The 12306-nt window shown below is 52.0% G+C and carries 11 protein-coding genes; all 11 read right to left on the bottom strand.

The window, feature by feature from the left end; genetic code table 11:
- Positions 1–28 precede the first annotated feature (28 nt).
- On the bottom strand, positions 29–1540 hold the full coding sequence (locus CRO57_RS06655; protein ID WP_097152524.1) for an NADH-quinone oxidoreductase subunit M: 1512 nt from the start codon (positions 1538–1540) through the stop codon (positions 29–31).
- A complete protein-coding gene (gene nuoL / locus CRO57_RS06660) occupies positions 1540–3522 on the bottom strand; it encodes an NADH-quinone oxidoreductase subunit L (RefSeq protein ID WP_170956027.1) in 1983 nt (660 codons plus the stop codon). The genes CRO57_RS06655 and nuoL overlap by 1 nt, the downstream gene beginning before the upstream one ends.
- 2 nt (positions 3523–3524) lie before the next feature.
- Positions 3525–3833 carry an NADH-quinone oxidoreductase subunit NuoK gene (nuoK, locus tag CRO57_RS06665; protein ID WP_097152526.1) on the bottom strand — a complete coding sequence of 103 codons (309 nt, stop codon included), beginning with the start codon at positions 3831–3833 and terminating at the stop codon, positions 3525–3527.
- A gap of 65 nt (positions 3834–3898) precedes the next feature.
- Positions 3899–4513 carry an NADH-quinone oxidoreductase subunit J gene (locus tag CRO57_RS06670; protein ID WP_097152527.1) on the bottom strand — a complete coding sequence of 205 codons (615 nt, stop codon included), beginning with the start codon at positions 4511–4513 and terminating at the stop codon, positions 3899–3901.
- Positions 4514–4591: 78 nt separating this feature from the next.
- Positions 4592–5080, bottom strand: coding sequence for an NADH-quinone oxidoreductase subunit NuoI (nuoI, locus tag CRO57_RS06675; RefSeq protein WP_097152528.1), 489 nt, complete (start codon positions 5078–5080; stop codon positions 4592–4594).
- A gap of 26 nt (positions 5081–5106) precedes the next feature.
- Positions 5107–5352, bottom strand: a complete 246-nt coding sequence (locus CRO57_RS06680; RefSeq protein ID WP_097152529.1) for a hypothetical protein — start codon at positions 5350–5352, stop codon at positions 5107–5109.
- 33 nt (positions 5353–5385) lie between these two features.
- Complete coding sequence (gene nuoH / locus CRO57_RS06685; RefSeq protein WP_097152530.1) at positions 5386–6435, bottom strand: NADH-quinone oxidoreductase subunit NuoH; 1050 nt, start codon at positions 6433–6435, stop codon at positions 5386–5388.
- Between the two features lie 12 nt (positions 6436–6447).
- A complete protein-coding gene (nuoG, locus tag CRO57_RS06690) occupies positions 6448–8532 on the bottom strand; it encodes an NADH-quinone oxidoreductase subunit NuoG (protein ID WP_097152531.1) in 2085 nt (694 codons plus the stop codon).
- Between the two features lie 29 nt (positions 8533–8561).
- Positions 8562–9866, bottom strand: a complete 1305-nt coding sequence (gene nuoF / locus CRO57_RS06695) for an NADH-quinone oxidoreductase subunit NuoF (RefSeq protein ID WP_097153255.1) — start codon at positions 9864–9866, stop codon at positions 8562–8564.
- A gap of 12 nt (positions 9867–9878) precedes the next feature.
- On the bottom strand, positions 9879–10988 hold the full coding sequence (nuoE, locus tag CRO57_RS06700; protein ID WP_097152532.1) for an NADH-quinone oxidoreductase subunit NuoE: 1110 nt from the start codon (positions 10986–10988) through the stop codon (positions 9879–9881).
- A gap of 113 nt (positions 10989–11101) precedes the next feature.
- Positions 11102–12292, bottom strand: coding sequence for an NADH-quinone oxidoreductase subunit D (locus CRO57_RS06705; RefSeq protein ID WP_097152533.1), 1191 nt, complete (start codon positions 12290–12292; stop codon positions 11102–11104).
- Between the last annotated feature and the right edge of the window lie 14 nt (positions 12293–12306).

Consider the following 12306-nt stretch of genomic DNA (forward strand, 5'->3'; position numbering starts at 1 on the left):
TCTCTCTTCATGTTGCGGTCAACTCCCCTCAATTACTGAGGAGAGCAACCTTGTCCGCAGCAGCCAGAGCTGCTTCGTAATTATTGATCAGATTCTCGACGGAAACGGCCGTGACATCCATGATTGGCGCAGGATAAACACCAAACAAAATGGTCAGCACGACCAGCGGCACGAGGATGATTTTCTCACGCATGTTCATATCGAGAATGGTTTTCAGGCTTTCCTTTTCCAGCTTGCCAAACACCACGCGGCGATAGAGCCATAGAGCATAGGCAGCGGAGAGGATCACTCCGGTGGTCGCAAAGAAGGCAACCCAGGTATTATCCTGGAATGCACCGACCAAGGTCAGGAATTCCCCAACGAAGCCAGATGTACCAGGCAAACCGACATTGGCCATCGTGAAGATCATGAAGATTGTCGCAAACCACGGCATCCGGTGAACCAGTCCACCATAAGCAGCGATCTCACGAGTATGCATGCGATCATACACAACCCCCACACAGAGGAAGAGCGCACCAGACACGATACCGTGGGACAGCATCTGGAAGATACCGCCCTGCACACCCTGCATGGTCATGGTAAACAAACCCATGGTCACATAGCCCATATGGGCAACAGATGAGTAAGCGATCAGCTTCTTGATATCTTCCTGCATCAAGGCAACCAAGGAGGTATAGATTATGGCAACAACGCTCATCACATAGACCATCGGCGCGAAGAACTCAGACGCCAGCGGGAACATTGGCAAGGAGAAACGAAGGAAGCCGTACCCCCCCATCTTCAACAGAATACCAGCCAGAATTACGGAACCTGCAGTCGGGGCCTGAACGTGCGCGTCTGGTAACCAGGTATGAACCGGCCACATTGGCATCTTCACGGCAAAGGACGCAAAGAAAGCCAACCACAGCCATGTTTGCATCTCAGGCGGGAAGTTATAGTTCAGCAGCGTGATGATATCTGTGGTGCCCGCTTCCCAATACATGGCCATGATGGCCAACAGCATCAGCACGGAGCCAATCAGCGTATAGAGGAAGAACTTGAAGCTGGCATAAACGCGGTTCTGACCGCCCCAAACACCGATGATGATGAACATCGGAATAAGGCCTGCTTCGAAAAACAAATAGAAGAGCACCAGGTCCAGCGCACAGAACACTCCGATCATCATCGTTTCCAGCACGAGGAAAGCAATCATATATTCCTTCACGCGCTTGGTCACTGAGTTACGACCAGCATAAATGGCAGCTGGCATCAGGGCGGTGGTCAAAATGACAAACAGCATGGAAATGCCGTCAACGCCCATCCGATAACTGATGCTGGAGGAAAGCCATGCGGCCTCTTCCTGCATCTGGAAACCGGCGGTGGTCGGATCAAACTGGTTCCAGATCAATAGAGAGATCAGGAATGTCACGATCGTCGTCCACAGCGCAACATTATTGATGTTACGTCGGGAGACTTCGCTGTCGCCTTTGACCAGCAGGATCAGGAATGCACCGACCAGTGGCAAAAAAGCGACCGTTGAGAGAAGTGGCCATTCACTCATTAGTGTGCCCCTCCGGTAAACATGGCCCAAGTGATGAGAACGGCAACACCGATCATCATGGCAAAGGCATAGTGATAAACATAACCAGTTTGAAGACGAACGACACGGTTGGTCATGTCGACGACACGAGCGGCAATACCATTTGGACCATAATAGTCGATGGTACGCTCATCGCCTTTCTTCCAGAGGAAGGAGCCGATCTTCATGGCAGGACGGACAAAGATGAGATCATAGAGCTCATCGAAGTACCACTTGTTCAAGAGGAACTGATAGAGCCCATGGTGACGATTAGCCAATTGCTTCGGCAGGCTTGGATTCTTGATATACATATACCAAGCTGTCACCAGGCCGGTCAGCATCATCACGAATGGTGCAAGCTTGACCGCCCATGGCACGTGATGGAACTCTTCGATCAGATTGTTCTCAGGACCGACAAACAACGCACCTTTCCAGAAGGCATCGAAATTGGCACCATAGAAGAAACTGGAGAAGATCATACCGGCAAAGACAGCGCCTACCGCCAGAAGCATCAGCGGAACGGTCATGACCAGCGGGCTTTCATGAATGTGCGCTTTCACATCAGCACTCATCCGCTCTTTGCCATGGAAGGTCATGAAGACCAGACGCCAGGAGTAGAAGCTGGTGAACAGGGCCGCAACGACCGTCAGAGCAAATGCATAACCAGCAAACGGGTTCGTTGCAGCAAAGGCACTCTCAATGATCGCGTCTTTGGAATTGAAGCCAGCGAAACCAATCACTGTGCCTGGGATACCAACCCCGGTCAGCGCCAGCGTACCAATCATCATCATCCAGTATGTGATTTTGACATGCTTGGCCAAACCACCCATCTTGCGCATATCCTGCTCGTCAGAGACGGCATGGATCACAGAACCCGCACCAAGGAACAACAAAGCCTTGAAGAAGGCATGCGTGAACAGGTGGAAGATAGCTGCACCATATGCACCGATACCGAGAGCTACAAACATGTAACCGAGCTGGGAACAGGTGGAATAGGCAATCACACGTTTGATGTCGTTCTGTACGAGACCAACTGTCGCCGCAAAGAATGCAGTGGTCGCACCGACGAAGGTCACAACAACCAGAGCATCTGGCGTTACCTCGAACAGTGGGGACATACGCGCCACCATGAAGACACCAGCCGTCACCATTGTCGCAGCATGGATCAGCGCGGACACTGGGGTTGGGCCTTCCATCGCATCTGGCAACCAGGTATGCAGCAGGAATTGAGCTGATTTACCCATCGCGCCGGTGAACAGCAGCAGACAGATAACGGTCAGCGGGTTCCACTCACTCCAAAGGAATGTCAGACGCAGTGGGTTTTCAGCAGCGTTGATCTGAGAAACAATCTCAGGAACTTTACCGAAGATCACATCGAAATCGGTAGAACCGAAGATGTAATAGACGCCAAAGATACCAAGCAGGAAACCAAAGTCACCAACACGGTTGACAACGAAAGCTTTCATGCTGGCCGCGTTCGCAGACGGTTTCTGAAACCAGAAACCGATCAGCAAGTAAGAAGCCAGACCCACACCTTCCCAGCCAAAGAACATCTGCATCAGGTTGTCAGAGGTGACAAGCATCAACATGGCAAAGGTGAAGAGCGACAGGTAAGCAAAGAAGCGTGAACGGTTTGGATCGTGATGCATATATCCGATGGAATAGATATGCACCAACGCAGATACCGAATTCACAACCACCAGCATGACAGCAGTCAGCGTGTCAACGCGAATGGCCCAGTCAAAAACAAGCGTACCAGATGCAATCCAGCTCAGGAGCGGAACCTTCTCTGTCTCGCCGGAACCAAGGGCAACCGAGAAGAATGCGATCCATGAAAGGAGTGCTGCGATAACCAGAAAACTGGAAGTAATATATTCAGACGCCTTATGGCCGATTGAGCGACCAAAGAGGCCTGCAATCAAAAAACCGATCAGCGGAAGAAAGACGATGGCCGAGTACATGATTATCAGCCCTTCATCATATTGATATCTTCAACAGCAATCGAGCCACGATTGCGATAGAAGACTACCAGAATTGCCAAGCCAATTGCAGCTTCAGCAGCCGCAACAGTGAGAATAAGCAGAGCAAAGATCTGCCCGACCAAATCGCCCAGATAGGACGAGAAGGCAACGAAGTTGATGTTGACCGCGAGCAGGATCAGTTCGACCGACATCAGAATGACGATCACGTTTTTCCGGTTCAGGAAAATACCGAACATACCGATCACGAACAGGATCGCTCCAACGGTCAGATAATGGCTAAGTCCAATTTCCATTTTTGGTCTGCCTTACCGACTTCTCGGTCCTCTAGAGTTAAACTCTAGCGGAACCGGCAACGGGTCTAAATGCCCTTGCCAGATTCCACTTGTTTGATTTCGATGGAATTGGCCACCGTACGACCAACCTGACGAGAGATATTCTGACGCTGAACATCCTTGCGATGATGCAAGGTAAGTACAATTGCACCAATCATCGCCACCAGAAGGATCATTGCTGCGCTCTGGAAGTAGTAGATATACTTCGTATAGAGCAGCGCACCGATTGCCTCGATGTTCGATTTCTCAGCCAGTGCCGGAATAGGCTCTGCGATATTCGCGGTCACATCCGGGCTTAGCGCCCAACCACCCAGCGCGATCAGCAGCTCGGCAACCAGCACAATGCCGACCACAAGACCGGTTGGCAAATATTGCAGGAAACCTGATCGCAGCTCGACAAAGTCCACATCCAGCATCATCACGATGAAGAGGAACAGAACCGCCACAGCCCCGACATAAACAACAACCAGCAACATCGCCAGGAATTCAGCACCGACCAGCACGAACAGACCCGCGGCGTTGAAAAAGGCCAGAATGAGAAACAATACTGAATGCACCGGATTGCGTGAGGCAATGACCATCAGGGCCGAGCCAAGCAAAATGGCTGCAAACAGATAGAAGAAAAAGGTTTGAAGGATCATTTTTGGCCCTCTTCGCCCTGACGGGCGCCCCCATGCTCTCTCAATGAAAGACCAGACGCCCTGCCCGGTCTTCAAAACTTATCGATAAGGTGCATCCATTGCGATATTACGCGCAATTTCCTGCTCCCACCGCTCGCCATTCTCAAGCAGCTTCTCCTTGGTATAGAAGAGCTCCTCGCGCGTTTCGGTAGCGAATTCGAAGTTTGGTCCTTCAACAATTGCCTCTACCGGACAAGCTTCCTGACAGAAGCCGCAATAGATGCATTTTGTCATGTCCAGATCATAACGTGTGGTGCGGCGTGTCCCATCATTGCGTCGAGGACCGGCCTCGATGGTGATGGCCTGCGCTGGGCAAATTGCCTCGCACAATTTACACGCGATGCAGCGCTCTTCCCCATTGGGGTATCGGCGCAATGCATGTTCTCCACGAAAACGCGGACTAACCGGCCCTTTTTCAAACGGGTAGTTAACCGTCGCCTTCGGCGCAAAGAAATAGCGCATGGACAAGACGAATGCGTGAACAAACTCCTTGAGCATGAGCGATTTTGCTGCCTGTGCAAGTGCCATTTTACTAGCCTCCAGTGAGCGCTTTTCTAGCTTCCCGTGAGGGATGATCCTGCCCAATACCCGATGAAGGGAAAGAGCCCGATAGTGAGGACAAAAATTGCTGCCTGTATCATGTCAGCAGTTTTTACGGTGTTCGGATGATCAGCCAGTCCAGCATCTCTCCTCTTTTGCAAATACTTCGCTCGGATCATGCCGCCAAGCATCTTGAAGTCGACCCAACCTATGGCCAATCCAATTGCCGCCCCGATCATTCCGGGTAAAGACAGATCCATCAAACTTATCTCCTGCCCTTCAAGGCTCACACCTTAAGGAGCCCATCCGGTGAATTGCAGTACACCCGCAACCAGAACCACATAGAACAGTGAGATCGGCAGGAAGACTTTCCAGCCAAGACGCATCAACTGATCATAGCGATAACGGGGAACAAATGCTTTCACCATCGCGAACATGAAGAAGACTGCACCGGATTTCAGGATGAACCAGACAACGCCCGGCACCCAGGTAAATGGTGCAAAATCAAACGGTGGCAGCCAACCGCCCATGAACAGGATCGCTGTCATGGAGCACATCAGTGCAATCGCCACATATTCACCCAGCATGTACATCATGTATGGCGTGGAGCCATATTCTACCATGAAACCGGCAACCAGCTCGGATTCCGCTTCTGGCAGATCGAATGGAGGACGGTTTGTCTCTGCCAGAGCAGAGATGAAGAAAATGATGAACATCGGGAACAATGGCAACCAGTACCAGTTCAGGAATGTCAGGCTTGGCACCCCCATCCAGCTGGCAAGGCCAATTTTCTGCGCATTCACGATGTCGGTCAGGTTCAGCGAACCAACGCAGAGCAGAACGGTGATGATCACGAAGCCGATAGAGACTTCGTAAGACACCATTTGCGCAGCAGAGCGCAAAGCCGACAGGAACGGATATTTGGAGTTGGATGCCCAGCCACCCATGATGATGCCATAAACACCGAGCGAGGAAACCGCCAGAATGTAGAGAACACCGACATTGATGTCTGCAATCGCCCAGCCTTCCGAGACCGGCACAACAGCCCAAGCAGCTAGCGCAACAGTCACTGTGACCAAAGGGCCAAGCAAAAAGACGCCCTTGTTGGAACCAGAAGGGACCACAGGCTCTTTCAGCACGAACTTCAGCAAATCCGCAAAGGACTGAAACAGTCCCCAAGGACCAACGACGTTCGGTCCGCGGCGCATCTGAACAGCAGCCCAGATCTTGCGGTCGGCAAGAAGGATATAGGCGATCATGACCAAAAGCAGCACCAGAAGCAGCAAGGACTGCCCTACGATGATTGCTCCGGGAATGAGCCAGTTATAGAGGAAATCTTCCATCAATCAGTCCTCTTACTCTGCTGCATCAGCGGCCAGACCCTTTTTGAGCTGGGAACACTCGGCCATGATGGCAGAGGCCCGCGCAATCGGGTTGGTCAGATAGAAATCATGGATCGGAGAGACAAAGGCCTGACCTTTGACTGCACCGGCTTTTTTGGCAAGATCAGCAATCGCACCAGCATCACCCTTCACGCATTCGCCCTCATTTGCGAGATCCGGATGCGCTTCAAACAACTGGCTGCGAAGTGCGGCAAGGCTATCAAACGGCAACTTGTGACCAAGCACGTCAGACAGAGCACGCAATATGGCCCAATCTTCCTTACCTTCGCCCGGTGCGAAATTCGCACGGTTTGCCTGTTGAACACGGCCTTCAGTATTCAGATAAAGACCGGACTTCTCGGTGTAGGTCGATGCTGGCAGAATAACATCCGCAGCATGTGCACCAGCATCACCGTGTGTTCCGATATAAACCTTGAAACTGTCTGCCAGAGCATCGAATGCAAGCTCGTCAGCCCCCAGCAGAAACACAACATCAACGCCGCCATTCTGCATCTGCGCAATGTCTTTGCCACCCTCGGCTGGCTCGAAGCCAACTTCAAAGGCACCAACGGCACTTGCAGAAGTGTGCAGGATGCTGAAACCATTCCAATCATCGCCAGTAGCACCAACCTCAACGGCAAGCTTCGCGGCTTGAGCCAGAACTGCTTCCCCATCTTCATGGTTGATTGCACCTTGGCCAACAATGATCAGCGGACGCTCGGCATCTTTCAGAACCTTGAAGAAGTCACCTTTGCCAGAAGCAAGGCCTTCCAATGTATCAGAACCGGCACCAAGATAATCATACTTGTATTTCAGATCTTCCTGTTCACCGATCAGACCGATCTTTGTGTTACCAGCTAACCATGTCTTGCGGATGCGTGCGTTCAGAACGGCAGCTTCCAGACGTGGATTGGCACCAACCAGCAAGATCGCATCAGCGTCTTCAATGCCTTCGATAGTGGAATTGAAGAGATAGGAAGCGCGGCCATCCCTGGAAGACAGCACAGAGCCGTCCTGACGGGCGTCCATGTTGCCAGAGCCAAGAGAAGACATCAGAGCTTTCAGAGCGTAAAGCTCTTCAACACTGGCCATATCGCCTGCAATCGCGCCGATCTTGTCACCAGTCGTGCTCGATACTTTCTCGGAAATAGCAGCGAATGCATCACCCCAGCCAACTGGAACCAGCTTGCCGGCTTTGCGGACAAATGGGCGATCGAGGCGCTGTGATTTCAAACCATCCCAGATGAAACGGGACTTATCGGAAATCCATTCCTCATTCACCTCTTCATTCAGACGAGGCATGATACGCATCACTTCACGACCACGGGTATCGACACGAATATTGGAGCCAACGGCATCCATCAGATCAATGCTCTCGGTCTTGTTCAGCTCCCAGGGACGTGCCGTAAACTCGTAAGGACGCGAGGTCAAAGCACCAACCGGGCAAAGATCAATCACGTTGCCCTGAAGTTCGGAAGAAAGAGCGGCTTCCAGATAGGTGGTGATCTCGGCATCTTCGCCGCGACCAATCAGACCCAATTCCTGGATACCGGCAACTTCGGTGGTGAAACGAACACAACGGGTGCAGTGAATGCAGCGCGTCATGATGGTTTTTACCAACGGGCCGATATATTTATTTTCGACGGCTCTCTTGTTTTCACCATAGCGCGACCCACCTTTTCCGTAGGCCATGGCCTGGTCCTGCAGATCGCACTCACCAGCCTGGTCACAGATAGGGCAATCAAGCGGATGGTTGATGAGCAAAAACTCCATCACACCTTCGCGTGCCTTCTTGACCATAGGTGATTTGGTGAAAATCTCCGGTGCCTGTCCCTCTGGCCCAGGCCGCAGATCCCCTACTCGCATGGCGCAACTTGCCGCAGGCTTGGGTGGTCCGCCCTTCACCTCGACAAGACACATGCGGCAGTTACCCGCTACCGACAAACGCTCGTGGAAACAAAAGCGCGGAATTTCTGCGCCTGCCTCTTCAGCAGCCTGCAGAAGCGTATATTCCGCAGGTACCTCAACTTCGTTTCCGTCAACGACCAGCTTAGCCATCGATCGTTTCTCCAGTCTCAATTGCGCGACTATTCAGCCGCAACCAGTGGGGCTTCGTCCGGTTTCGGATTGGCCGTATACTGATCAATTCGCTCTTCAATCACAGGGCGGAAATGGCGGATCAAACCTTGGATCGGCCATGCCGCAGCATCACCAAGCGCGCAAATGGTATGACCTTCCACCTGCTTGGTAACTTCAAAGAGCATGTCAATTTCTTTTTTCTGTGCTTCGCCGCGCACCATGCGTTCCATGACGCGCCACATCCAGCCTGTGCCCTCACGACATGGAGTGCACTGACCGCAACTCTCATGCTTGTAGAAGTAGGACAGACGGGCAATTGCCTTGATCACATCAGTCGACTTGTCCATGACGATGACAGCAGCCGTACCAAGGCCGGAGCCTTTCGCACGCAGGCTATCAAAGTCCATTGGACAATCCATGATCTCGGACGCTGGAACCATGGGAACGGAAGAACCGCCTGGAATAACTGCCAGCAGATTGTCCCAACCACCACGAATACCACCACAATGCTTGTCGATCAGCTCTTTGAAAGGCACAGACATGGCCTCTTCAAAGGTTGCTGGCTGGTTCACATGGCCAGACACACAGAACAGCTTGGTGCCGTGGTTGTTCTCCGCACCAAAGCTTTTGAACCAGGAAGCACCACGGCGCAGAATGGTCGGCGCAACGGCAATGGATTCCACATTGTTCACCGTGGTAGGCAAACCATAAAGGCCAACATTGGCAGGAAATGGAGGTTTCAGGCGCGGCTGGCCTTTCTTACCTTCAATGGACTCGATCAATGCAGTTTCTTCACCGCAGATATAAGCCCCTGCTCCATGGTGCACGATGATATCGAAATCATAACCATGGATATTATTCTTGCCTATCAGCTTTTTCTCATATGCCTGATCAATTGCTGCCTGCAGACGCTCGCGCTCACGAATGAACTCACCACGGACATAAATGAAAGCAGCTTCGGCCTGCATCGCAAAACCGGCAATCAGACAGCCTTCCACCAGATGGTGCGGGTCATGACGCAAAATTTCGCGGTCCTTACAGGTGCCAGGCTCGGATTCATCGGCATTGACGACGAGATAATGAGGACGACCTTCCTGCTTTGGCGGCATGAAAGACCATTTCAAACCAGTCGGAAAGCCAGCACCGCCACGGCCGCGCAGGCCGGAGGCCTTCATCTCGTTGATGATCCAGTCACGCCCTTTTTCCAACAGGCCTTTGGTACCATCCCAAGAACCACGCTTCAAAGCGCCTTCCAAGCCCCAGTCATGGATGCCATAGATATTGGTAAAGATGCGATCCTTATCTTCAAGCATTGTGGTCATGGATTAGTCCTCCTCGCCCTTGCTGGAAGCAACTTCTCCGGCTTCAACGCGTTTGGAGAAATCGGTCTCACCACCAGCGGCCAGTACCTTGGCCTGCTCAATCCAGTTCTCACGCTGAATGCGGCCCTTGAAGGACAGCTTGCTGTCGACAAAAGCACAATTCTCGCTGGTCCATTCAGCAACCTGCGCAAAGTGATAAACACCCATTGCATTCAGCTTGCCTTCAATCACGGGACCAACGCCAGAAATTTGTTTCAGATCGTCTGCAACACCACCACTTGGCGCATCCAGAAGCGCAGGAGCCACTTCTTCTGCTTCAACTGCAGGAGCAGGCTCGCTCTTTGCTTTAGCTTTCGCCTTGGGTTTAGCGTCAGCTTTCGGCTTTTCAGCCTTGGCTTTCTTCTCTGCCTTGGCGGGAGCAGCTTTCTCTTCCGATTTTTCAGCAGCAGGAGCAGCATCATCCCCCATGCCAGCACCAAGGCCATATTTGACCATGGAACCGTCAAAGAGAGATGGATCAGTCAACGTTACGGCACCAGCAGCTGGCGCAGAATGAATGCGGCCCGGCTGTTGTGTGCCCGGAAGGATCTCTTCACCGCGTTCGATCTTGCCAATCAGATCTTCCAGAACTTCTGGTGTCAAATCTTCATAAGTGTCCTTGAAGATCTGAACCATCGGAGCATTCACACAAGCGCCCGCGCATTCCACTTCTTCCCAAGAGAAATTACCATCCTCGGAAAGAGTGAATTGCTGCTTGGAAATCTTGTTTTTGCAGACCTTGATCAGATCTTCCGCACCGCGCAATTGGCAAGGGGTGGTGCCACATACCTGAATATGGGCTTTCTTGCCAACGGGCTGAAGCTGGAACTGGGTGTAGAAAGTAGCAACTTCCAAAACGCGGATATAGGGCATGGATAGCATGTCAGCGATATATTCGATCGCAGGCTGGGTTACCCAGCCTTCCTGCTCCTGCGCACGCATGAGAAGAGGAATTACGGCAGACGCCTGACGGCCATCAGGATATTTGCCGATTGTGTGCTTCGCCCATTCCATATTCTCAGGTGAGAATTCAAAAGAGGCTGGCTGTTCGCTATGCAGGCGACGGACACTCATGTCTGCCGTTCCTATTCTTGGTTAGATCTACCCGACGGATCAAAGTCCGAAAGCTGGATCTTGTTGCATTTCACAGTGGCCGGGGCGAAACCCTCAGCCACCACTCAATATCTTTACCGGTCAATCTCACCGAACACGACGTCCAGAGATCCGATGATCGCAGAGACATCGGCCAGCTGATAACCACGGGACAGGAAGTCCATGGCCGACAGATGGGCATATCCCGGTGCGCGGATCTTGCACTTGTATGGCATATTGGAGCCATCGGAGACGAGATAGACACCAAACTCGCCTTTAGGCGCCTCCACTGCGGCATAAACCTCGCCGGCAGGAACATGGAACCCTTCAGTATGCAGTTTGAAGTGATTGATCAGCGCCTCCATCGAGCGCTTCATCTCGGCGCGACGTGGTGGAACAACCTTCTGGTCCTCAGTGGCCACAGGGCCTTTGCCTTCCGGTTCACGCAACTTGGTAATGCACTGCTTCATAATCCGTACAGACTGACGCATTTCTTCCATGCGCATCAGATAACGGTCGTAGTTGTCACCATTCTTGCCGACAGGAATATCGAATTCCATCTCTTCATAGCATTCATATGGCTGCGAGCGCCGCAGATCCCATGCAACACCACAAGAGCGAACCATACAACCAGAGAAACCCCATGCCCAAGCGTCATCCAGCTTCACGATACCGATATCAGCATTACGTTGCTTGAAGATACGGTTTTCGGTCAGAAGGCCATCAATGTCTTCGACAACCTTGAGGAACGGATCACACCAGTCTTCAATATCATCAATCAGATCTTCTGGAAGATCCTGCGCAACACCACCAACACGGAAATAGTTGGCATGAAGACGGGCACCACAAGCACGCTCATAGAATACCATGAGCTTTTCGCGCTCTTCAAAGCCCCAGAGCGGCGGCGTCAAGGCACCAACGTCCAAAGCTTGTGTGGTGATGTTCAGGATATGGTTCAGAATACGACCGATTTCGCAGTATAGAACACGGATCAACTGACCACGACGCGGAACTTCCAGACCCAGCAGTTTCTCAACTGCCATGACGAAAGCATGTTCCTGGTTCATGGTGCCAACATAGTCCAGACGATCAAAATACGGGGTCGCCTGAGCATAAATCTTGTGCTCGATCAGCTTCTCAGTACCGCGATGCAGTAAGCCGATATGCGGGTCGGCACGCTCAACGATCTCACCATTCAGCTCCAAAATCATGCGCAACACGCCGTGCGCAGCAGGATGCTGTGGTCCGAAGTTGATATTAAAATTGCGTACGTGAGCTTCAGCCATCAGATTTTGCCTTC

The organism is Cohaesibacter gelatinilyticus (assembly GCF_900215605.1).
In the GTDB taxonomy this organism is placed as follows: Bacteria; Pseudomonadota; Alphaproteobacteria; order Rhizobiales; family Cohaesibacteraceae; genus Cohaesibacter; species Cohaesibacter gelatinilyticus.